Annotated in this window: 18 protein-coding genes; 15 read left to right on the top strand and 3 right to left on the bottom strand. The window is 69.9% G+C overall.

Annotated features, from left to right (window positions below):
* The first annotated feature begins 80 nt into the window (after positions 1-80).
* Positions 81-1,595 (top strand): methyl-accepting chemotaxis protein, encoded by a 1,515-nt coding sequence (locus DY262_RS02635; protein WP_116957409.1) that lies wholly within the window; start codon positions 81-83, stop codon positions 1,593-1,595.
* An 855-nt stretch (positions 1,596-2,450) separates the two neighbouring features.
* On the opposite strand, the gene rsxB is transcribed toward DY262_RS02635, so the two are convergent.
* Both rsxB and DY262_RS02620 read right to left on the bottom strand, forming a co-directional pair.
* Positions 2,451-3,110, bottom strand: coding sequence for an electron transport complex subunit RsxB (gene rsxB, locus DY262_RS02625; protein WP_116957407.1), 660 nt, complete (start codon positions 3,108-3,110; stop codon positions 2,451-2,453).
* 31 nt (positions 3,111-3,141) lie between these two features.
* Positions 3,142-4,551, bottom strand: a complete 1,410-nt coding sequence (locus DY262_RS02620; RefSeq protein WP_116957406.1) for a polyhydroxyalkanoate depolymerase — start codon at positions 4,549-4,551, stop codon at positions 3,142-3,144.
* Between the two features lie 128 nt (positions 4,552-4,679).
* Here DY262_RS02620 and ygiD point away from each other — a divergent pair, with 128 nt between their 5' ends.
* Entirely contained in the window at positions 4,680-5,492 is an 813-nt protein-coding gene (ygiD, locus tag DY262_RS02615) for a 4,5-DOPA-extradiol-dioxygenase (protein ID WP_116957405.1), read from the top strand.
* 81 nt (positions 5,493-5,573) lie between these two features.
* On the opposite strand, the gene DY262_RS02610 is transcribed toward ygiD, so the two are convergent.
* Positions 5,574-6,770: an amino acid aminotransferase gene (locus tag DY262_RS02610; protein WP_116957404.1), complete on the bottom strand. Its 1,197-nt coding sequence runs from the start codon at positions 6,768-6,770 to the stop codon at positions 5,574-5,576.
* A 260-nt stretch (positions 6,771-7,030) separates the two neighbouring features.
* Here DY262_RS02610 and DY262_RS02605 point away from each other — a divergent pair, with 260 nt between their 5' ends.
* From DY262_RS02605 to DY262_RS02545, 13 genes are all read left to right on the top strand, one after another.
* Complete coding sequence (locus DY262_RS02605; RefSeq protein WP_181936393.1) at positions 7,031-7,654, top strand: XrtA/PEP-CTERM system exopolysaccharide export protein; 624 nt, start codon at positions 7,031-7,033, stop codon at positions 7,652-7,654.
* A 69-nt stretch (positions 7,655-7,723) separates the two neighbouring features.
* A complete protein-coding gene (locus DY262_RS02600) occupies positions 7,724-9,292 on the top strand; it encodes an XrtA system polysaccharide chain length determinant (protein ID WP_116957403.1) in 1,569 nt (522 codons plus the stop codon).
* Positions 9,293-9,307: 15 nt separating this feature from the next.
* Positions 9,308-10,222 carry an XrtA-associated tyrosine autokinase gene (locus DY262_RS02595; protein WP_116957402.1) on the top strand — a complete coding sequence of 305 codons (915 nt, stop codon included), beginning with the start codon at positions 9,308-9,310 and terminating at the stop codon, positions 10,220-10,222.
* Positions 10,223-10,240: 18 nt separating this feature from the next.
* Positions 10,241-11,833, top strand: a complete 1,593-nt coding sequence (locus DY262_RS02590) for a TIGR03016 family PEP-CTERM system-associated outer membrane protein (protein ID WP_147326160.1) — start codon at positions 10,241-10,243, stop codon at positions 11,831-11,833.
* Positions 11,834-11,836: 3 nt separating this feature from the next.
* Entirely contained in the window at positions 11,837-12,985 is a 1,149-nt protein-coding gene (locus tag DY262_RS02585) for an XrtA/PEP-CTERM system-associated ATPase (RefSeq protein WP_116957400.1), read from the top strand.
* Between the two features lie 22 nt (positions 12,986-13,007).
* Positions 13,008-13,874, top strand: a complete 867-nt coding sequence (locus tag DY262_RS02580; RefSeq protein WP_116957399.1) for an XrtA system polysaccharide deacetylase — start codon at positions 13,008-13,010, stop codon at positions 13,872-13,874.
* Complete coding sequence (locus DY262_RS02575; protein WP_181936392.1) at positions 13,867-14,922, top strand: FemAB family XrtA/PEP-CTERM system-associated protein; 1,056 nt, start codon at positions 13,867-13,869, stop codon at positions 14,920-14,922. Before DY262_RS02580 ends, DY262_RS02575 begins: the two co-directional genes overlap by 8 nt.
* A 10-nt stretch (positions 14,923-14,932) precedes the next feature.
* Entirely contained in the window at positions 14,933-16,141 is a 1,209-nt protein-coding gene (locus DY262_RS02570; protein ID WP_116957398.1) for a TIGR03087 family PEP-CTERM/XrtA system glycosyltransferase, read from the top strand.
* A gap of 1 nt (position 16,142) precedes the next feature.
* Positions 16,143-18,056, top strand: a complete 1,914-nt coding sequence (locus tag DY262_RS02565; protein ID WP_116957397.1) for an XrtA/PEP-CTERM system amidotransferase — start codon at positions 16,143-16,145, stop codon at positions 18,054-18,056.
* 58 nt (positions 18,057-18,114) lie between these two features.
* Positions 18,115-19,272 carry a TIGR03088 family PEP-CTERM/XrtA system glycosyltransferase gene (locus DY262_RS02560; RefSeq protein WP_116957396.1) on the top strand — a complete coding sequence of 386 codons (1,158 nt, stop codon included), beginning with the start codon at positions 18,115-18,117 and terminating at the stop codon, positions 19,270-19,272.
* Positions 19,273-19,279: 7 nt separating this feature from the next.
* Positions 19,280-20,461, top strand: coding sequence for a glycosyltransferase family 4 protein (locus tag DY262_RS02555; protein WP_116957395.1), 1,182 nt, complete (start codon positions 19,280-19,282; stop codon positions 20,459-20,461).
* Entirely contained in the window at positions 20,458-21,681 is a 1,224-nt protein-coding gene (locus DY262_RS02550; protein WP_116957394.1) for a glycosyltransferase family 4 protein, read from the top strand. Before DY262_RS02555 ends, DY262_RS02550 begins: the two co-directional genes overlap by 4 nt.
* Complete coding sequence (locus tag DY262_RS02545) at positions 21,668-23,263, top strand: ArnT family glycosyltransferase (protein WP_116957393.1); 1,596 nt, start codon at positions 21,668-21,670, stop codon at positions 23,261-23,263. The genes DY262_RS02550 and DY262_RS02545 overlap by 14 nt, the downstream gene beginning before the upstream one ends.
* Positions 23,264-23,267 lie beyond the last annotated feature (4 nt).

Raw genomic sequence — 23,267 nt, 5'->3', positions numbered from 1 at the left:
TTCGCCATTGCCGGGCGCGGGCTCCTTCTAAAGTCGTCAGCAAGCCCCTGTGGGCCCAATGGCAGAGGAGCACAAGCCCCATGACCCCCTCTTCGAATCCCCTGATGCGCCCAGGCGTGTGGCTCATGCGCCGCTGGCGCCTGGGCGGCAAGCTGGCCTGCCTGGCCTTGGCCGCGGCCTGGCCACTGGTGGCCGCGCTGGCGCTGGCTGCCACGGACCGCGCCGGCGCCATCCTCCCCGTGGCGGCGTCCGGCCTCGTCCTGCTGGCCTACCTGCTGATGGCCTTTCGCGCCGCGTTCCTCGGTGACTTCCGACGCCTGCTCGACGCCATGGCCGACACGGCCGGCGGCAACCTGCGTGCGCACCCGCGGCTGGACGGCCACGACGAGCTGGCCGACCTGGCGCGCCTGCTCGACCGCATGATCGGCAGCCTCTCGGGCATGGTGGCCGAGGTGCGCAGCAACTCGGCGCTGGTGGCGCACGCCGGCCGCAGCCTGGCCGTGGGCAACCGCGACCTGGCCGAGCGCACCGAGCAGCAGGCCGCCAACCTCGAGCAGACCGCGGCCAGCGTGCAGCAGCTCACCGGCGCGGTGGCGCAGAACGCGCAGACGGCCAGCGACTCGGACCGCCAGGCCGCGCAGGTGCGCGACGTGGCCGAACGCGGCGCCGGCGCCATGCACCAGGCGGTGGGCACCGTGGAGGGCATCCAGAAAGGCGCCGCGCAGATGAACGAGATCATCGGCGTGATCGACAGCCTGGCCTTCCAGACCAACATCCTTGCGCTCAATGCCGCCGTGGAGGCCGCGCGCGCCGGCGAGCAGGGCCGCGGTTTCGCCGTGGTGGCGGGCGAGGTGCGTTCGCTGGCCCAGCGCTCGGCCGCCTCGGCGCGCGAGATCCGCGCCCTCATCGAGGCCTCGCGCGCGCAGGTGGAAAGCGGCGCCGCGCAGATCCGCGACGCCGGCCAGAGCATGGCAAGCATCGTCGACGGCGTGCGCGGCGTGGCCGGCAAGCTGTCGTCGATTTCGGCCTCCAGCGCCGAGCAGAGCACCGGGCTGGCCGAGATCAGCACCGCCGTGAGCCAGCTCGACCAGATCACCCAGCGCAACGCGCAGATGGTGGAGCTGGCCGTGCAGCAGGCCAACCGGCTGGAGCAGCGCGCGGCGCACCTGTCGCGCGCGGTGAGCCGTTTCATGCTGCAGCAGGGCACGGCCGAGGAGGCCATGGCCCTGGTGGACAAGGCCCTGACGCACCGCCGCCAGGTGTCGGCCGAGACCTTCGTGCGCGACCTGACCGAGCCCGCCCGCGGCTTCCACGACCGAGACATGTACGTGTTCGCGCTCGACGCGTCGGGCGTCTACCGCGCCTTCGGCGGCAAGCCCGACAAGCTGGGCAGCCGCGTGCACGACATCGCCGGCGTGGACGGCGCGGCGCTGCTGGCCGCCATCGTGAGCCAGGCCGAACAGGGCCCGGGCTGGGTGGAGTACGACATCGTCAACCCGGCCAGCGGCGCGGTGCAGGCCAAGATGTCCTATGTGGTGAAGGTGGACGCCCTGTACGTGGGCTGCGGCGTCTACAAGACGGTCGCGGCGCGCTGAGAAGGCCGTCCAGCCTGGGAGCGGATGTCGCGCAGGACTTCATCGGGGATGCGGGCAGCGACGGGGATGGTGTGGTCACCAAGGATGGGGCCTTCGCAGTCGATTCCTCCATGCTGGCCCCATATGGCCTTCGGATGACCTCTCCAGATAACCCGCACGGTCAACGGTGCGCGCGGGCTGCCGAGCGCCATGATCGATCGATTGCCCTTTGCAACGATCGACGATGCATAGATTGATGTTCCCCTGTCGTTGCAAAAGACAAGGCCCTCCATTTCAGCACCCGGTATCGCGTCGACCACAAGCACGAGCGCGATGCCACGAAAGCGCCTCTGCTGATCAGGGCCTTGACCTGCGTCGCTGCCAAACTGAGCGCGCCGTCGCGATAGCGCACTTGCCTGTCTTCCGATCCCGGGGCAGGTGCTCCCGTCTGAATGCTGTTGCTTTTGTCGTGGAGAACCGGGTCGGGATGACGGTCGATGGGGGGCATGCATCGTCACCCCTGCCGCTTGGGCTTGCTCAACCATCCAGACCAGCGCTGCCCTGGCCAACTGGCTGTCGTTCTCCCCGAAGCCACCCCCAATGTCGGCGTGCGCACCGAGGAACCCGCGCTCGATGCGCGTGCGAGCAGCCGCACAAGAGCGAGCACGCCCAGCCGGCGTCTGGCGCGGCGGCACGCGGCCTCGGGCTCTGCGCCCTGGTGGTGTCTGTGCATGCCCCGTCCCCCGATGCGATCCGAAACGCCCGTGCCGTCGGCACGAGCGCGCGATCACATCAGGCGGCGGCACGGGGCGTCGGCGCTGCGGACGGCGTGCCTCGGCCGGTCTTCGTGGTTGGGACAAGGAGCGCCAGGGCGGCTCAGCCGCCGGGCTGGCGTTTTGCCCGCGCGCGGGCCAGCGCGGCCTCGATCACCGCGCGCTTGCGATCGAGCACCTCGGGGTCGGTGATGGCCGAGGCCGCGGGCAGGTCGGCGAGCTTGGCCTCGGCCTTGGCTTCCAGCCGGGCCTCGTGCTCCCGCGTCTCGCGGGCCAGGCGCTCGCGCCGCGCGTCGTAGCGCGCCTTGGCCAGGGTTGCCTGCGCGGCCGACCAGCCGGCCCAGCCGGTGCGCTCGCCGCTCACGTTCTCCAGCGAAATGCAGTCCACCGGGCAGACGGGAATGCACAGCTCGCAGCCGGTGCACCAGGGCTCCACCACGGTGTGCATGCGCTTGTTCGCGCCCGCGATGGCGTCAGTGGGGCAGGCCTTGATGCACAAGGTGCAGCCGATGCACCAGTCTTCGTCGATCACGGCCACGGTCACCGGCCCCTCGATGCCGTGCTGGCGGCTCAGGGGCAGGGCGGGGCGGCCGGTGATGGCGGCGAGGCGATCGACGCCTTCGGCGCCGCCGGGCGGGCACTGGTTGATGCCGGCCTCGCCGTCGGCCACGGCCTGGGCGTAGCTGGCGCAGTCGGGGTAGCCGCAGCGCTGGCACTGCGTCTGCGGCAGGGCATCGTCGATGCGCCGGGCGAGTGGATTCATGCCGTGTCGGGCGGCCGGGGGCCGCCGGGCCTCAGACCGTGGCCGGCTTGCGGCGCGCGGGGGATGTCGGCGCCGCCTTGGCGGCCGGCTTCGCGCGGGCTTTGGCGGCGGGTTTGGCAGCGCCGGTCTTGGCCGCGGCCTTCGGCGCGGCACGCACACCGGCGGCCACCGCCTGGGGCGGCTGGTGCGCCGCGATGAAGGCCTTGACCACCGGGTAGACCATCTCGCGCCAGCGCCGGCCGCTGAAGATGCCGTAGTGGCCAGCGCCCTTGGCCTCGTAGTGCAGGTGGTGCGCTTGGGGGATGCCGGCGCACAGCCCGTGGGCGGCGGCGGTCTGGCCGGCGCCCGAAATGTCGTCGAGCTCGCCCTCGATGGTCAGCAGGCCGCCCTCGCGGATGTCCTGCGGGCGCACGCGCTCCAGCTCGCCCCGTTCGTTGCGCACGTCCCAGGTGCCCTTGACGAGCTCGAAGTCCTGGAACACGGTCCTGATGGTTTCGAGGTAGTAGTCGGCGTCCATGTCGAGCACGGCGTTGTACTCGTCGTAGAACTTGCGGTGCGCCTCGGCGCTGTCGTTGTCGCCTTTCACCAGGTCCTGGAAGTAGTCGTAGTGGCTGGAGGCGTGGCGGTCCGGGTTCATGGCCACGAAGCCGCTGTGCTGCAGGAAGCCCGGGTACACGCGCCGGCCGGCGCCGGGGAACTTCTCCGGCACACGGTAGATGACGTTGTTCTCGAACCACTCGTAGCTGCGCTGCATGGCCAGGTTGTTCACCGCCGTGGGCGATTTGCGGGCGTCGATCGGGCCGCCCATCATGGTCATGGACAGGGGCACCTTTTCACCCCGGCTGGCCATCAGCGACACCGCGGCCAGCACCGGCACCGTGGGCTGGCACACGCTCATCACGTGGCAGTTGCCGTAGATGCCCTGCACGTGACCGATGAACTCCTGCACGTAGTTGATGTAGTCGTCCAGGTGGAACTCGCCCTCGGCCAGCGGTACCAGGCGGGCGTTCTTCCAGTCGGTGATGTAGACCTTGTGGTCCTTGAGCAGGGTGCGAACCGTGTCGCGCAGCAGGGTGGCGTAGTGGCCCGACAGCGGCGCCACCACCAGCACCACCGGCTGCACCTTGAGGGCGGTCAGGGTGTTGGGGTCGTCCGTGAAGCGCTTGAAGCGGCGCAGCTCGCAGAAGGGCTTGTCGATGTCCACCCGCTCATGGATGGCCACGTTCACGCCGTTCACGTCCACCGTCCGGATGCCGAACTCGGGTTTCTCGTAGTCCTTGCCCAGACGGTGCAGCAGGTCGTAGCCGGCCGAGATGCGCTGGGCCAGGGGCAGCTGCGCGAAAGGCAGCTGCGGGTTGCTGAACATCCGCGAGGCGACTTCGGCCAGGTCGGTGAAGGGCTCCATGAATGAGCGCTGGGTTTCGTAGATCTGGTACAGCATGGCTCATGCCTTCGTGAAATGTTGCAGTGCAATGTAGCAGGATGCGGATGGCCTTGTTCTGGGGAGAACACGGGGGCAAAGACCCCAACTGTCGCCTTTGTGCACCAGGCTGGCCGACAATTCCGTCCATGAACGCCCCCCATCGCCTGCCCGTGCTCTTCGTCGGTCACGGCAGCCCCATGAACACCATCGAGGACAACCACTGGCGCCGCACCTGGCAGGCGCTGGGGCCTCAGCTGCGCGAGCGCATCCCCGGCGTTCGCCTGATCCTGTGCGTCTCGGCCCATTGGCTGACCCATGGCTGGTGGCTCACCGGCATGGACCGGCCGCGCACCATCCACGATTTCGGGGGGTTCCCCCAGGCGCTGTTCGACCAGCAGTACCCCGCACCCGGCGCGCCCGGCCTGGCGCGCGAAATCGCACAGTCGCTGCAGCTGCCCGAGGGGCAGGGCACGGTCGGTGTCGACGAAGGGGAGTGGGGGCTGGACCATGGGGCCTGGTCGGTGCTCAAGCCCATGTTTCCGCAGGCCGACATCCCCGTGGTTCAGCTCAGCATGGACTATGGCCGACCGCCGGCCGAGCACCTGGCCATCGGCCGCCAATTGAAGGACTGGCGCTCGCGCGGCGTCTTCGTCGTGGCCAGCGGCAACATCGTGCACAACCTGCGCGTCATGCGCCGCGACGTGCCCGACAACCAGGCCTACGACTGGGCGGTGGACTTTGACACCCACATCGCGGGCCTGATCCAGGCGGGAGACGCCCCCGGCCTGGCGGCGTTCCAGTCGCAGGGCGAGATGGCCCAGCTGTCGCAGCCCACCTGGGACCACTACCTGCCGCTGCTTTACGCGGCCGGCGCGGTCGACCCGGACGAGCCCATTGAGTTCTTCAACGAGGGCTTCCAGGCCGCCGCGATCTCGATGAGATCGGTCATCTGGGGGTAAGCCCCGGCGCGCTTGCCTGACAGGGGCGGCGCCTGCGGCCCGGCGAAGGCGCTTGCGGGGCGCCCCCTGGCCAGGCTGCGCTCAGAGCACCGCGGCGATGGACTGGCAGACGTGCCCGATGTTTTTGCCGTTGAGCGCGGCCACGCACATGCGGCCGGTGTCGGTGCCGTAGACGCCGAACTCGTTGCGCAGGCGCACCATCTGGTCCTTGGTCAGGCCGGAGTAGCTGAACATGCCGATCTGGTCGGTGATGAAGCCCATGTCCTGCTTCACGCCGGCGGCCTTCAGCCCGTCCACCAGTTGCTGGCGCATGGCCTTGATGCGCACGCGCATCTCGCCCAGCTCTTTCTCCCACAGCGCACGCAGCTCGGGGTTGGTGAGTACGGCCGCCACCACCGCGCCGCCATGGATGGGCGGGTTGGAGTAGTTGGTGCGGACCATGATCTTGAGCTGCGAGAGCACGCGGTCGGCTTCGGCCTTGTCCGCGCACAGCACCGACAGGGCGCCCACGCGCTCGCCGTACAGGCTGAAGCTCTTGGAAAACGAGGTGGAGACGAAGAACACCAGGCCGGCGGCCACGAACTTGGCGATCACCGCACCGTCCTCGGCGATGCCGTGGCCAAAGCCCTGGTAGGCCATGTCCAGGAAGGGCGTGAGGCCGCGCGCCTTGACGACCTCGATCACGCGGTCCCATTGCGCGGGCGTGATGTCGTAGCCGGTGGGGTTGTGGCAGCAGGCGTGCAGCACGGCGATGGTGCCGGGCGCGGCGGCCTGCAGGCTGGCCAGCATGCCGTCGAAGTCCACGCCGCGCTTGGCCGCGTCGTAGTAGGTGTACGTGCCGACCTCGAAGCCGGCCTGGGTGAAGAGGGCGCGGTGGTTTTCCCAGCTCGGGTCGCTGATCAGCACCTTGGCCGAGGGGCTCAGGCGCTTGAGGAAGTCGGCGCCGATCTTGAGGCCGCCGGTGCCGCCCAGGGCCTGCACGGTGGCCACGCGGCCGCTTTTGACGGGTTCGCTGTCGGCCCCGAACACCAAGCCCTTGACCGCGTTGTCGTAGGCGGCGATGCCGTCGATGGGCAGGTAGCCGCGCGCCGCAGGCTTGTCCATCATGGCCTTCTCGGCCGCCTGCACGCATTGCAGCAGCGGCAGCTTGCCGTTCTCGTCGAAATACACGCCCACCCCAAGGTTCACCTTGTTGGGGTTGCTGTCGGCGGCGAATTGCTCGTTCAGACCCAGGATCGGGTCGCGGGGGGCCATTTCAACGGCGGAGAAGAGGCTCATGAGGGGGCTGGGGAAGAGGTGGAAGACCCGGAATTCTAGAGCGCAGGCCACCGCACGGCCGGGGGTATCGGAGCTTCGTCAGGTGTCGACCTTTGACTGCGGTTCCGTCGCCATGATGTACTGCGCGTGCAGTACTGCATGGAGTCCCACGTTTGAATGAGCTTCCCGAGGCGTGAAGGTGGTTCACCATAGGGTGCTGGGGTATATTCGCCGACTGTTTACTTTTATTAACACTTGTCCCTTCTTTGGAGGCCGTGAGCATGCAAAAACATACGTCCATCCGCTTCCGCGTGGCCATGTTGGCGGCTGCGGCCATCCTGGCTGGTTGCGCCAGCGGCGGTTCGTATCCGCCCGCGCCGCCCACCGCATCCGCCGCCGCGTCCTACAACTACCTCGTCGGCCCGGGCGACACCCTGTCCATCAGCGTGTGGCGCAACCCGGAGCTGTCGGCCGTGGTGCCCGTGCGGCCGGACGGCAAGGTCTCTGCCCCGCTCGTCGACGAACTCCTTGCCCAGGGCAAGACCTCCCAGGAAATCGCCCGCGACGTCGAGAAGGCGCTCGGCAAGTACGTGCGCGATCCGGTCGTGACCGTGATCGTCACCAACTTCGTGGGCTCGCACAGCGAGCAAGTCCGCGTGGTGGGTGAGGCCGTCAAGCCCCAGGCCCTGCCGTTCCGCCACAAGATGACGGTGATGGACGTGCTGATCGCCTCCGGCGGCCTGACCGAATTCGCCAGCGGCAACAAGGCCACCATCGTGCGCGCCGCCGAGGGCAACAAGCGCTACAGCGTGCGCCTGGACGACCTGGTCAAGCGCGGCGACATCTCGGCCAACGTCGAGATGCTGCCGGGCGATGTGCTGATCATTCCCCAAGGCTGGTTCTGACCAGGCCCTTCCGTTTGATCACCGTCGCCCGACGGTGATCGCGCTTGCCCCGATCGTCCCGCAATCCGCATGCATGAACTGATCCACCAACTCACCAACGCGCTGCGCGGCATGTGGCTGTACCGCCGCACCGGTGTGGCCGTGGCATGGGCCGTGGCCCTCCTGGGCGCCGCCGCCGTGATGTTCATCCCCGACCGCTTCGAGGCATCGGCCCGGGTGTACGTCGACACGCAATCCATCCTGCGTCCGCTGATGGCGGGCCTGACGATCCAGCCCGACGTCGAACAGCAGGTGGCGATGCTGGGCCGCACACTCATCAGCCGGCCCACCATCGAGAAGCTGGTGCAGTCCGAGGACCTGGGCGTGCCCCTGGCCGGCAAGGCCGAGCGGGACGCGCTGGTCGGCCGCATCATGGGCAACATCCAGCTCAAGTCCACCGGCCGCGACAACCTGTACACCATCTCGTACCGCGACCAGAACCCCCAGCTGGCGCTGCGCGTGGTGGACGCGCTGATGAAGACCTTCATCGCCTCGCGCACGGGGGCATACACGGCCGATGCGCAGAACGCGCGCAAGTTCATCGAGGAGCAGATCCGCAACTACGAGTCCAAGCTCACCGACGCCGAGACACGGCTGAAGGACTTTCGTCTGCGCCATATCGACATGCAGACCCAGGGTGGGGTGGACATGGCCGGCCGCATGGCCGAAATCAGCACCACGTTGAGCCAGGCGCGGCTGGAGTTGCGCGAGGCCGAAAGCGCCCGCGAAGCGGCCCGTGCCCAGCTCGAGCAGGCGCGCGCCGCGGCCCGCAACGCCGCCGCCACCTTGCCCGCCCAGACCTTTGCCACGCCCGAGATCGACGCCCGCATCGACGTGCTGCGCCGCAACCTCGACGGCCTGCTGCAGCGCTTCACCGAGCAGCACCCCGACGTGCAGAACACCCGCAAGCTGATCGCCGAGCTCGAGCAGCAAAAGGCGCGCGAGGTCGAGGCCCTGCGCAAGCGCGCCCAGCAGGCCGAGGCCGCCGGCCGGCCCATGCCCGACATGAACCCCGCGATGCAGGAGATGTCGCGCACGGTGGCCGCCACCGAAGTGCAGGTCGCCTCGCTGCGCGCCCGCGTGGCCGAGTACGAAGGCCGCGCCGCCCGCATCCGCGAACAAGCCAAGGTGGCGCCGCAGGTCGAGGCCGAGCTGGCCCAGCTCAACCGCGACTACGACGTGCACCGCAAGAACTACGAGGACCTGGTCGCGCGGCGCGAGACCGTGGCCCTGAGCAACGAGCTGCAAAGCGACGCGCACGTGGCGCAGTTCCGCGTGGTGGAGCCGCCTCAGGTGTCGCGTCGCCCGGTGGCCCCCAACCGCGTGGTGCTGCTGCCGGGCGTGCTGCTGCTTTCGCTGGTGGCTGGGGCGGCGGTGGCGTTCATGGTGAGCAACCTGCGGCCGGTGTACTTCGATGCCGCCGGCCTGCGCAGCGCGGTCGACCTGCCCCTGCTGGGCGTGGTCACCCAGGTGCGAAACGAGGTGATCCGCCACCGCCAGGGGCGCAGCTTGCTGCGGGTGATCGTCGCGATCGTCGCGCTGGTGCTGCTGTTCGCGCTGGGCATGGTGGCGCTGTCCATTCACCAATCATCCGTTTGAATGGGGCCTGAAGCGATGGCAAGTCTGATCGAAAAAGCGGCGCAACGGCTGGAGCAGCTTCGCCAGGCCGGGGCCGACATACCCGACACCCCCGAGGCCCCGCCGGCTGCCGCGGCGCGCCCGCCCGTGGCCATGCCGAGGCCCACGCAGTCCCTGCGTCCGCAGAGCAGCTCCAAGGTCGTGCAGCTCGACCTGGACGCCCTGACGGAAGCGGGCTTCGTCACCCCCAAGGCCCAGCGCTCCCTCACGGCCGAGCAGTTCCGCGTCATCAAGCGCCCGCTGCTGGCCAACGCCATGGGCAAGGGCGCCGCGCCCGTGACCCACGGCAACCGCATCATGATCACCAGTGCGCTGGCGGGCGAGGGAAAGACCTTCACCGCCATCAACCTGGCGGTGAGCATTGCCATGGAGCTTGACCACACGGTGCTGCTGGTCGACGCCGACGTCTCGCGCCCCTCGGTCATGAAGACCCTGGGTCTGCCGTCCGGCCGGGGCCTGATGGACCTGCTGGTGGGCAACGAGACCGAGATGTCCGAGGTGCTGCTGCGCACCAACATCGACAAGCTCACGCTGCTGCCCAGCGGCACGCCGCACGCGCGCGCCACCGAACTGCTGGCCAGCGACGCCATGAGCACGCTGGTGGAGGAGATGGGGCACCGCTACCCCGAGCGCATCATCATTTTCGATTCGCCGCCGCTGCTGATGACCACCGAGTCGCGTGTATTGGCCACGCACATGGGCCAGATCGTGATGGTGGTGCAGGCCGGCCAGACGCAGCGCGCCCAGGTGCGCCACGCGCTGGAGGCGATCGAGAACTGCCCGATCAAGCTCATGGTGCTCAACCAGGTCCGCGAGGAAGAGCGCAACTCCTACGGCTATGGCTACGGCTACGGCACGGAAGCGCCGGCCGAGGCGAACACCACGGCCTGAGGGCCAGCGAGGCAGACCATGCGCCCGATAGCGACCCCCTCGATCCCGCGCCCCCGGTGCCGCCTGCCACTGAGCGCCGTGGCCCTGGCCACCCTGGCGCTGGCGGGAGCGGCGCGCGCGCAGGTGCCGATGGAAGTGCCGGGCGCCGCCACCCAGGTGCAGGAGTCGATCACGCCGCAGGGGCCGCCGCCGCGCGTGTGGATCGAACCGCGCGTGTTCGCCCGCCAGTGGTACACCGACAACTACCTGCTCAGCGGCACCGACCGCCAGTCCGAATGGACCACCGAGCTGGGCGCCTCGGTGCTGGCCGTGTTCAATCTGCCGCGCCTGACCGGCAGCGTGGACTACTCGCTCAGCGGCCTGTACCAGGCGCAAGGCGTGGGGCAGGAGGACCACCTGCAGGGCCTGGACGCCAACCTGCTGCTCGACGCCTGGAACAACACCGCCTTCGTCGAATTCAACGGCAACGTCGGCCGCAGCCGCGTGTCGGCCTTCGATGTGCAGCCGGTGGGCGATTTCGAGCGCCCGAACCTGGCGGAGACCAAGCAGTTCCGCATCTCGCCCTACCTGCGCGGCAGCTTCAACGACGCTGTCGACTACGAGCTGCGCTACAGCCGCTTCACGTCGCGCACCCAGGCCGACAACCGATCCGACATCGACGAGAACACCGTTTCGGGCCGCCTGGCCAGCAGCGAGGGCGTGGCCCGCCTGGGCTGGGCGCTGGACGCCTCGCGCAGCAACCTCGACTACAGCCTGGGTCGCAAGGTCACGCTGCAGCAGGTGATCGGCCAACTGAACTACGCGGTGACCCCGACGCTGCTGGTCTACGTGCAGGGCGGCCGCGAATCCAACAACGTGCTCACGGCCGACACCGAGTCCTACTCCACCTGGGGCGGCGGCTTCAACTGGCGGCCGACGCAGAACGCGCGCATCGCCATGGGCGCGAACAAGCGCTTCTTCGGTCACGACCACAACCTGCAGGCCGAGTACCAGATGCGCCGCGCGGTGGTGCGTTTCACGGACTCGCGCGACATCTCCACCAGCCAGCTGGGACTGGGCGACGGCAGCACCACCCTGTCGGGCCTTCTCGACGCCCTGTACGGCGGCAGCATCCCCGACCCGGTGCAGCGCGCGCAGCGCGTGCAGAGCGAGCTGGAGCGCCTGGGCCTGCCGGGCAACACCACCAACTTCCCCGGCTACCTCACGTCCTTCGTCACCGAGCAGCGCATCCAGGAACTCGCCTTCGTGCTGATGCTCAACCGCGGCGCCCTCACGGCCGCGATCCAGCGCACGCGCTCGAACCAGCTCAACAACAGCCTGGTCACCGGTGACGACTTCAACTTCGCCAGCGAGATCCTGCAAAAGGGCTGGAGCGTGGCCTACGCGCACCGTCTTTCGCCGCGCTCGGCGGCCAGCGTCACCTTCCAGCGCCAGGAAAACGTGGGTGTGGGCACCACGCTGTTCAACCGCCTCGATTCGATCACCCTGGCGCTGACCACGCGCCTGAGCGCCCGCACCACCGGTGTCGTGATGCTGCGCCGCTCGTCTTTCGACGCCACCACCCCTTACCGGGAAACGGCCATCCAGGCCATGGTTTCCCATCGGTTCTGATCCATGTACGAAGCCTTCTACGGGCTCAAGAGCAAGCCTTTCCAGCTCAACCCGGACCCGCGTTTCTATTTTTCGGGCAAGCCGCACCGGCGGGCGCGCTCCTACCTGGTGTACGGCGTCATGCGCGGCGAAGGCTTCATCGTCATCACGGGCGAGGTGGGCGCGGGCAAGACCACCATCGTGCGCGACCTGCTCGACAGCCTGGAGAACGGCTCGGTCGTGGCCGCCCAGCTCGTCAGCACACAGCTGGGCGCCGAGGACGCGCTCAAGCTCGTGTGCGCTGCGTTCGGCGTGTCCGTCAAGGGCAACAGCAAGGCCGACATGCTCATGGCCCTGGAGGCCTACTTCATCACCCAGGTCTCGCAGGGCAAGCGCTGCCTGCTGATCGTCGACGAGGCACAGAACCTGCAGCCCCAGGCGGTGGAAGAGCTGCGCATGCTCTCCAACTTCCAGTTCGGCGACCAGGCGCTGCTGCAGACCTTCCTGATCGGCCAGCCCGAGTTCCGCGACATCCTGCAAAGCCCGCGCATGCTGCAGCTGCGCCAGCGCGTCACGGCGCGCTGCCACCTGGGCCCGCTGGACGAGGAGGACACGCGCGGCTACGTGGAGCACCGCCTCAAGTGCGCCGGCGCCACCGACAAGCCGACCTTCGACGAAGGCATCTTCGCGCTGCTGCACCAGGAGTCGGGAGGCATCCCGCGCCGCATCAACCTGCTGGTGGACCGGCTGCTGCTGCAGGGCTTCCTGGCCGAGACGCCGCACCTCACGCTGGAAGCCTTCCAGGACGTGGTGAACGAGGCCCGGGCCGAGACCGCCGCCTCGCCCACGCGCACCGAGCAAGACGCCAGCCGCTGGGGCCCGCTGGCCGAGATTCCCCCGCGCGGCATGCCGCCCACGCTCACCGACCAGGTCGAACCGCTGGACCTGGACATCGACCCCGGCATGGTCGAGGGCATGTCCGAGCAGCTCACGCAGGTGGCGGCCGAGCAGCTCAGCGCGCGCCTGTTGCGCATCGAGCGCAGCGTGCTGCGCCAGGAGCGCATCAGCCTGGAAATCCTCAGCTCGCTGCGGCGCATCGTCGCGGGCGCCCGCAAGGGTCGCAACGGAAACGGTCCGCAGGGCGGCGCGCCCAGCGACGCGCCGCCGGGCTGACCCCTTTCAGGGAGAGCACCTCATGTTGATGAAAACCGATCGCCTGAATGCCCTCACCATCGACGTCGAGGACTACTTCCAGGTCTCCGCCCTGGCGCCCTACATCCGGCGCAGCGACTGGGACAGCGTCGAGTGCCGCGTCGAACGCAACGTGGACCGCATCCTGCAGATGCTGGCCGACGAGGGCGCGCAGGCCACCTTCTTCACCCTCGGCTGGATCGCCGAGCGCTACCCGGCCATGGTGCGCCGCATCGTCGAGCAGGGCCACGAGCTTGCCAGCCACGGTTATGGCCACCAGCGCGTGAGCGACCTGGACGCCACCGACTTCCGCGAAGACGTGGTGCGCGCGCGGCGCGTGCTGGAAGACACCGGCGGCGTGGAGGTGCTGGGCTACCGTGCGCCGAGCTTCTCCATTGGCGAGGGCAACCTCTGGGCCCTGGACGTGCTGGCCGACACCGGGCACCGCTACAGCTCCAGCATCTACCCGGTGCGCCACGACCACTATGGCTCGCCCGACGCACCGCGCTTCGTGCACCCTGTGCGCGAGGGCCTGATCGAGGTGCCGCCCACCACGCTGCGGGTCTTCAGCCGCAACCTGCCGTCCAGCGGTGGCGGCTACTTCCGCCTGCTGCCCTACAGCCTGTCGCGCTGGATGATCGAATCGGTGAACCGGCGCGACGGCGAGTCCGCCATCTTCTATTTCCACCCCTGGGAGATCGACGCCGAGCAGCCGCGCGTGCCCGGCATCGACCTGAAGACGCGCTTTCGCCACTATGTGAATCTCGAGCGCAACGAGGCCAAGCTGCGCCGGCTCCTGAAGGACCTGCCCTGGGGCCGCATGGACCAGATCTTCCTCGGGCGCCGGCAGGCAGAGGTGGCGCTTGCCTGAGACCACGAACCTGAGCCTGCACCGCCTCGACGGCTCGCGCGCCGCGGATGCCGCGCGCTGGGACGCCTTCGTGACGGCCTGCCCCGAGGCCACCTTCTTCCACCGCGCGGGCTGGGAGCGCATCACGCGTGAGGTGCTGCGCCACGACACCCATTTCCTGTGGGCCGAATCGAACGGCCAGATCCGCGGCGTGCTGCCGCTGGCGCGCGTACATAGCCGCCTGTTCGGCCATTCGCTGAGCAGCCTGCCGTTCGCGGCCTATGGCGGCGTGGCCGCGCTGGACGACGAGGCCCGCGCCGCGCTGGAGGCCGAGGCCCAGGCCATCGCCCAGCGCCTGGGCGTGGACCATTTGGAGCTGCGCCACATGCAGCGCCGCCACCCCGACTGGCCCGCGCAGGACGCGCTGTACGTCACCTTCCGCAAGCCCATCGAACCCACCGAAGAGGCCAACATGCTGGCCATTCCGCGCAAGCAGCGCGCCATGGTGCGCAAGGGCATCAAGAACGGCCTGGTCTCGCACATCGACCCCGGCGTGGACCGCTTCTTCGCGCTCTACGCCAGCAACGTGCACCGCCATGGCACGCCGGCGCTGTCGCGGCGCTACTTCCAGGCCTTGCGCGACACCTTCGGCGACGACTGCGAGGTGCTCACCGTCACCGACGACCAGGGCAAGCCGCTGTCCAGCGTGCTGAGCTTCTATTTCCGCGACGAGGTGCTGCCCACCTTCGCGGGCGACGACACCGCCGCGCGCGACCTGGCCGGCAACGACTTCAAGTACTGGGAACTCATGCGCCGCGCCTGCGCGCGCGGCCTCAAGGTCTTCGACTACGGCCGCAGCAAGGTCGGCACCGGGCCGTTCTCGTTCAAGCGCAATTGGGGCTTCGAGCCCACGCCGCTGCACTACGAGTACCGGCTCTACAAGCGCGACAGCATCCCCCAGAACAACCCGGCCAACCCCAAGTACAAGCTGATGATCGAGACCTGGCGGCGCCTGCCGCTGCCGGTGGCCAACTGGCTGGGCCCGCACATCGTCAGGAATCTGGGATGAGGGCAGGGCGATGACACCGCTGCTCTACCTCGTCCACCGCATGCCTTACCCGCCCGACAAAGGCGACAAGGTGCGCTCGTACCACCTGCTGCGCCACCTGCAGCAGCGCCACCGCGTTTTCCTGGCCACCTTCATCGACGACCCCGCCGACGAGGCCCACCTGGACGCCCTGCGCGCCCTGTGCCCCGACCTGTACGTGGCGCGCCTGAACCCGCGCTGGCGCAAGCTCGCCAGCGCGCGCGCGCTGCTCACGGGCGAGGCCCAGTCGCTGGCCTATTACCGCCACGCCGGCCTGCGCCACTGGGTGCAAAAGGTGGCGGCCGAGCACCGGCCCGTGGCCAGCGTGGTGTTCTCGTCCACCATGGCGCCCTACGCCCAGGCGCTGCTGCCGCGGGTGCCCATGCTGGTGGACCTGGTGGACGTGGACTCGGCCAAGTGGACGCAGTACGCGCCCGCCCACCGCTGGCCCCTGTCCTGGGTGTACCGCCGCGAGGGCCGGCGCCTGCTCGCGCACGAACGCGACATGGCCCTGGCCGCGCGCCGCAGCTTTCTCGTCACGCCGCAGGAGGTGGAGCTTTTCGCCTCGCTCGCGCCCGAGTGCCGCGACCGCGTGGAAGCCGCCGGCAACGGCGTGGACGCCGAGCGCTTCCGGCCCGACCCCGCCCTGCCATCTCCCTTTGCCGCCGATGAGCGCGCCATCGTCTTCACCGGCGCCATGGACTACTGGCCCAACGTGGACGCCGTGGTCTGGTTCGCCAACGAGGTGCTGCCGCGCATCCGCGAGCGCGAGCCCCGGGCCAGCTTCTGGATCGTGGGCCGCAACCCCACGCCGGCCGTGCAGGCCCTCGCCAGCGACGCGGTTCACGTCACCGGCACCGTGCCCCAGGTGGAGCCCTACCTGCAGCACGCGGCCGCCGTGGTGGCGCCCCTGCGCGTGGCGCGCGGCATACAGAACAAGATCCTGGAGGCCATGGCCATGGGGCAGCCCGTGATCACGGTCCCGTCCTGCGCCGAGCCCATCGGCGCCACGGCCGAGCAGGGCCTGTGGCGCTGTGATGAAGCCGACTGCTTCGCGCAAGGCGTGCTCGCCTGGCTGGCCGATCCGGCGCGCCGCGAGCGCCTGGGCGCGGCGGCGCGCGAACACGTCGTCCAGAACTTCAGCTGGCAGGCCAACCTGGACCGCTTGGCGGCCTGGCTGCCCACCACGGAGAGCTCCTGATATGTGCGGCATCGCCGGCCTGTTCGACCCCGTGGGCCTGCGGCCCTTCGACCCGGCGCTGATGCGCCGCATCAACGACGTGCAATCGCACCGCGGCCCCGACAGCGACGGGCTGCACCTGGAGCCCGGCCTGGCCTTGGGCCACCGGCGCCTGTCGGTCATCGACCTGTCCACCGGCGACCAGCCGCTGTTCAGCGAGGACGGCAGCATCGCCATCGTCTTCAACGGCGAGATCTACAACTTCCAGCAGCTCGTGCCCGAGCTGCGCTCGCTCGGCCTGAAGTTCCGCACGCGCAGCGACACCGAGGTCATCGTCAACGCCTGGCGCGCCTGGGGCCCGGCCTGCGTGCAGCGCCTGCGCGGCATGTTCGCCTTCGCGCTGTGGGACCGCCACCAGCAGACCCTGTTCCTGGCGCGCGACCGCCTGGGCGTGAAGCCGCTGCACTACGCCTGGCTGCCCGACGGCAGCTTCGTCTTTGGCTCCGAACTCAAGACCATCACCTCGCACCCTGGCTTCCAGCGCCGCATCGACCCGCTGGCGGTGGAGGAGTACTTCTCGCTCGGCTACGTGGCCGACCCGCGCTGCATCTACCAGGGCGCGCACAAGCTGCCCTCGGCGCACACGCTCACGCTGCGCCGCGGTGGCGCGGCGCGCCCCGAGCCCCAGTCCTACTGGGACGTGCGCTTTACCACCGACAACCCCATCAGCGCCGCCGACGCCCAGGCCGAGCTGCGCGAGCGCCTGCGCGAGTCGGTGCGCCTGCGCATGATCGCCGACGTGCCGCTGGGCGCCTTCCTGTCGGGCGGCGTCGATTCGAGCGCCGTGGTCGCCACCATGGCCGGCCTGTCCGAATCGCCCGTGCACACCTGCGCCATCGGCTTCGACGACCCCCGCTTCAACGAGTCGGACTTCGCCAGGATGGTGGCCGATCGCTACCGCACCAACCACACGCTCGACGTGGTGGGCAGCGACGACTTCGGCCTCATCGACACCCTGGCCTGGCTCTACGACGAGCCCTTTGCCGACAGCTCCGCCATCCCGACCTACCGCGTCTGCCAGATGGCGCGCCGGCACGTGACCGTGGCCCTGTCGGGCGATGGCGGCGACGAGAGCTTCGGCGGCTACCGCCGCTACCGCCTGCACCTGGGCGAGGAGGCCGTGCGACGCCGCCTGCCGCTGGGCCTGCGCCGGCCGGTCTTCGGCCCCCTGGGCCAGATCTACCCCAAGGCCGACTGGGCGCCGCGCCCGCTGCGCGCCAAGACCACCTTCCAGGCCCTGGCCATGGACAGCGTGGAGGCCTACCACCACAGCATGTCCCACCTGCGCGCCGACCAGCGCAGCGCGCTCTTCAGCGAGGGCTTCAAGCGGGGCCTGGGCGGCTACAGCGCGTTGGACGTCTTCACCCAGCACGCCGACCAGGCGCAGACCGACGATCCGCTGGCCCTGATCCAGTACCTGGACTACAAGACCTGGCTGGTCGGCGACATCAACACCAAGGTGGACCGCGCGAGCATGGCGCACTCGCTGGAGGTGCGCGAACCGCTGATGGACCACGAGCTCATCGAGTGGCTGGCCACCTTGCCCAGCCACCTGAAGATCGATGGCAGCGAAGGCAAGGCCCTGCTCAAGCGCGCCATGGAACCCAAGCTGCCGCACGACGTGCTCTACCGGCCCAAGATGGGCTTCTCGGTGCCGCTGGCCGACTGGCTGCGCGGTCCGCTGGCCGGCCGCGTGAAAGAAGCCGTGCTGGGCGATCGCCTGCGCGACTCGGGCTATTTCCAGGAGCGCCAGCTCCAGCGCCTGGTGGACGAGCACCAGCGCGGCACCAGCGACCACGCCACGCCGCTGTGGATGCTGGTGATGTTCGAGGCCTTCCTGCGCCGGCACGAACTGAGCCCGGAGGACAAACCGTGAACGCCGCACGGCCGCCCGAAGGCGTTCGCACCGCAGCGCAAAGCGCGGAGGCGTGCCGATGAGCGCTGGGGCGCGCCGGCTGCGGGTGCTGCACGTGGTCTACCGATTCGACATCGGTGGGCTGGAAAACGTCATCGTGCAGCTCATCAACCGGCTGCCGGCCGAGCGCTTCGAGCACGTGGTGCTCTCGCTCACCACGGTGAGCGACTTCCGCCAGCGCGTGGAGCGCGAGGGCGTGCGCTTCATCGCGCTCGACAAGCCGCCGGGCCACGCGCTCAAGCAGTACCCCGCCATCTGGCGGCTGTTGCGCGAGATCCGCCCCGACGTGCTGCACAGCTGCAACCTGGCCCCGCTCGAGGTGGTGCCGGTGGCCTGGGCCGCGGGCGTGCCCTGGCGTGTGCACGTCGAGCATGGCTGGGACGCGCACGACCCCCAGGGCCTGAGCGCCAAGTACCGCTGGCTGCGCCGCGCCTACGCGCCCTTCGTGAGCCGCTTCGTGTCCGTCTCGGCCGATCTGGACCGCTACCTCGGCGAGGCCGTCGGCGTGCCGGCGGCCAAGCGCCACCTGATCGGTAACGGGGTGGACACGCGCCGCTTTTCGCCCGGCCCCGCGCCGGCCATCGAGGGCTGCCCCTTCGAGCCCGGCCGCCACTGGCTGGTGGGCACCGTGGGCCGGCTCATGACGGTGAAGAACCAGCCGCTGCTGGCGCGCGCCTTCGTGCGCTGGCTGCGCGAGCGGCCAGAGCTGGCCGCTCGCGCTCGGCTGGTCATCGTGGGGGAGGGCGGCCTGCGCGCCGAGGTCGAGCGCGTGCTCGACGAGGCCGGCCTGCGCGCCCTGGCCTGGCTGCCGGGCGCACGCAGCGACGTCGCCGCCATCCTGCGCGCCCTCGACGTGTTCGTGCTGCCCTCGCAGGCCGAAGGCACCTCGTGCACGCTGCAGGAGGCCATGGCCAGCGCCCGCCCCGTGCTCGCCACGGCCGTGGGCGGCACCCCCGACGTGTTCGAGGACGGCGTCAGCGGCCTGCTGGTGCCCTCGGACGACGAGGCCGCCATGGCCCGGGCCCTGAACCGGCTGCACGACGACGCTCCCTTTGCCCAGGGCCTGGCCCGCGCCGCGCGCGAGCGCGCCGAGCTGCACTACTCCATCGACCGCATGGTCGACGCCTACGCCGCGCTGTTCGCGCGCGCCGAGGCGCCGCGCCTGCAGGTCGCCTGAACCCGCCATGCGCATCCTGTACCACCACCGCACCGCCAGCAAAGACGGCCAGGCCGTGCACATCGAGGAAATGATCGAGGCCCTGCGCGGCCTCGGCCACGAGGTGCGCATCGTCGCGCCCGCCAGCGGCGGCGACGAGGGCCGCATGGGCGGTGGTGTGGGCTGGGTGCACCGCCTCAAGGCCGTGCTGCCGCGCGCGCTCTATGAGTTGATGGAAATCAGCTACAGCGCCGTGGCCTACCGCAAACTGGTGGCCGCCGCGCGCGAGTTCCAGCCCGACGTGATCTACGAACGCTACAACCTGTTCCTGCTGGCCGGCGTCATGGCCAAGCGCAAGCTCGGCCTGCCCCTGCTGCTCGAGGTCAACGCCCCGCTGGTGCACGAGCGCGAGCAGCACAGCGGCGGCCTGTCGCTGCGGCGCCTGGCGCGCTGGGCCGAGGGCATGGCCTGGCGCGGCGCCGATGCCGTGCTGCCGGTGACGGCCGTGCTGGCGGACCACGTGAAGGCCTACGGCGTGCCGGCCGAACGCATCCATGTGGTGCCCAATGGCATCAACCGCTCGCACTTCGCGCAGGCGCCGGGCCGCGACGAGGCCAAACGCCAGCTCGGGCTGCAGGGCCGCCTGGTGCTGGGCTTCACCGGCTTCGTGCGCGAGTGGCACGGCGTGGACCGCATCATCGACTGGATGGCCACGCCCGACGCGCCGCCCGAGGCCCACCTGCTGATGGTGGGCGATGGCCCGGTGCGCGGCGCGCTGGAGGCGCAGGCGGCGCGCCTGGGCCTGTCCGACCGGGTCACTTTCACCGGCGTGGTGCACCGCGACGCCGTGCCCGCGCACGTGGCGGCCTTCGACATCGCGCTGCAGCCGGCCGTCACGCCCTACGCCTCGCCGCTCAAGCTCATGGAGTACCTGGCGCTGGGCAAGGCGGTGGTGGCACCCGCCACGCCCAACCTCATGGAGGTGCTCACGCACGGGCTCAACGCACTGCTGTTCGAGGAACAGGGCCGCGGCGCGCTGGAAGCAGCGCTCACCCGCGTGTGCCGCGACGCGGAGCTGCGCGAGCGGCTGGGCGAGGGCTCCGCCAACACCATCGACCGGCTGGAGCTCACCTGGACCGGCAATGCGCGCCGCGCGGTGGCGCTGGCCCAGGCGGCCCAGGCGACACAAACCCGCGGGGCGGCCGCATGAAACCCATGAAGGTGCTGCTCTTCTCCTCGCTGTTCCCGAGCGGCGTGCGGCCCATCCACGGCATCTTCGTGGAGACGCGGTTGCGCGAGCTGGTGAAAAGCGGCGAGGTGCAGGCCAAGGTCGTGGCGCCCGTGCCCTGGTTCCCGTCCACCGCCAAGCGCTTTGGCGAGTACGCCCAGTTCGCTGCGACCCCCCGGCGCGAGGAGCGCAATGGCCTGGAGGTGTTCCACCCGCGCTACCTGCTGTTGCCCAAGGTGGGCATGAACCTCGCGCCCTGGGCCATGGCGCTGGCGGCGCTGCCGCTGCTCAGGCGCCTGCAGCGCGAGGGCTTCGATTTCGACCTCATCGACGCCCACTATTACTACCCCGACGGCGTCGCCGCCGGCCTGTTGGCGAAGTGGCTGGGCAAGCCCTTCGTGGTGACGGCGCGCGGCACCGACCTCAACCTCATCCCGCAATACGCCTACCCGCGCCGCCTGATCCTGGACACGGCGGCGCGCGCCAGCGGCTCCATCGGCGTCTGCCAGGCGCTCATGGACACGCTGCGCGACCTGGGGGGAGAGGCATCCAAGCTGCACACCCTGCGCAACGGCGTGGACCTGGAGCGCTTCGTGCCCGAGCCGCGCGCGGCGGCGCGCGAACGCCTGGGCCTGCCGGTGGACGGGCGCTACCTGCTCTCCGTCGGCCTGCTGATCGAGCGCAAGGGCCACCACATCGCCATCGAGGCGCTCACGCAGCTGCCGGACGTCACCCTGCTGATCGCCGGCTCCGGCCCGGACCGGTCGACGCTGGAGGCCCTGGCCGTGCGCCTGGGCGTGGCCGATCGCGTGCGCTTCGCGGGCGTGGTGCCGCAGGCCGAGCTGAAGTGGTGGTACGCCGCGGCCGACGTGCTCACGCTGTGCAGCAGCCGCGAAGGCTGGGCCAACGTCTTGCTCGAAGCCATGGCCTGCGGCACGCCCGTCATCGCCACCAACATCTGGGGCACGCCCGAGGTGGTGAGCACGCCGGACGCCGGCCGGCTCATGCGCGAGCGCGACGCCGCCTCGCTGGCCGAGGCCTGGCGCGCGCTCATGCTGACGCCGCCCGCGCGCGAGGCCGTGCGACGGCACGCGGAGCGCTTCTCGTGGGAGGACACCACCCGCGGGCAACTCGAGCTGTTCCGGTCGGTGATCGGGCGGGCCCCTCTCGCGGCGCGAGGTCAAGGGCATGAAGCGGCGTAGTTCATGGTGGCTCGTCAGCGCCGTGCTGGTCGCGGTGCTGGCGCTGCTCTACTGGCAGTCGCCGCGTGGCGGTGCCTTCTGGTGGAGCGACGCGGCGCGCCACGCGCTCAACAGTGCCTTCGTGGCCGACCTGCTGCGCGACCGGCCCTGGCAAGACCCGGTGGGCTACGCCTACCACTACTACGCGCAGTACCCGGCGCTCACCATCCTTTTCTATCCGCCACTGCTCTATGCGCTGACCGCGCCGTTCTACCTGCTGTTCGGCGTGTCGCACGAGGTCGCGCTGCTGGTGGTCTTCCTGCATTACTTCGCCTTTGGCCTGGGCTGCTGGCGGCTGGGGCGCAGCTGGCTGGCGCCGCTGCCGGCGCTGGCCTTCGCGCTGCTCATGGTGCTGCTGCCCGAGATCGCGCTCTGGGGCCGGCAGGTGATGACCGAGGTGCCAGCCTACGCCTTCCTGGTCTGGAGCGTGGTGGCATTCGTGGAGCACCGGCGCAGCGGGCGCATCGGCTGGCTCGGCCTGAGCGCGGCACTGCTGGTGCTGGCCATGAACACCAAGCTCACCGTCGGCTTCGTGGGCCTGGTCTACCTCGCCGTGTTGGCGCGCGACCAGGGCCTGGGCCTGTTGCGGCGGGGGCGGCACTGGGCGATCGCCGCGCTGACATTGGCCGCCCTGATGCCGGTGGTCGTGATGACCCTGAAATTCGGCCAGGCCAATCTGCAGTCCGTCGCCGGCGTGGCCGACGCCGTGGCACCGCGCTGGAGCGTGCAGGGCTGGCTGTGGTACCTGCAGCAACTGCCTTCGCAGATGGGCTGGCCTCTGCTGGCCGTGGCGCTGTGGGGCGTGTGGCGTGCCTGGCGCCAGCGTGCCGCGCTGCCCTGGTGGGGTTTGTGGCTGAGCTGGTTCGTGGTGGGCTATGTGTTCTTTTCCCTGATCGACCTCAAGGAAGCGCGCCACAGCGTGTTCCTGCTGCTGCCCCTGGCCTTCGTGGCCGTGTGGGCGGTTCAGGACGCCCTGCCGGTGCTCAGCGGCCAGGCGGCACTGCTGGCCCTGGTGCTGTCCACCGGTGCCATCACCTTCTGGTGGCGGCCCGTGCCGTACGTGGATGGCTATGCGCGCGTGGTCGACCAGATCGCGCGCCTGGCGCCGCGCCACAGCGTGGTGCTGTTCTCCGGCTACCGCGACGGCTCCTTCATCTTCAACCTGCGCGCGCGCGAGGACCGGCGCGACCTGAGCGTGCTGCGCGCCGACAAAATCCTGCTGCGCCTGTCCGTGCGGCGTGAGCTCGGTGTCGAGGAAAAATCCCTGAGCGAAGCGGAACTCGGCCAGCTGCTCAACGATCAAGGCGTGCACTACGTGGTGATGCAACCGGGGTTCTGGACCGACCTGGAGGCCATGCGCCGCTTCGAGCACCTGATGGCCAGCCCCCAGTTCGAGGAGGTCGCGCGCATCCCCACGCCCGCCAATCACCACGCGCACGAGACCGAGCTGGTGATCCTTCGCAACAAGGGGCCCGTCAATCCGAACCCGAGGCCGCTGAACATCGAACTCAAGATGATTGGCCGCACGATCCCCGCGAACTGAAGCG

The sequence above is a fragment of the Hydrogenophaga borbori genome (assembly GCF_003417535.1).
Taxonomy (GTDB): domain Bacteria; phylum Pseudomonadota; class Gammaproteobacteria; order Burkholderiales; family Burkholderiaceae_C; genus Hydrogenophaga; species Hydrogenophaga borbori.
The sequence above is the reverse complement of the archived record's forward strand: the minus strand, read 5'-3'. Positions and strand labels throughout refer to the sequence as shown.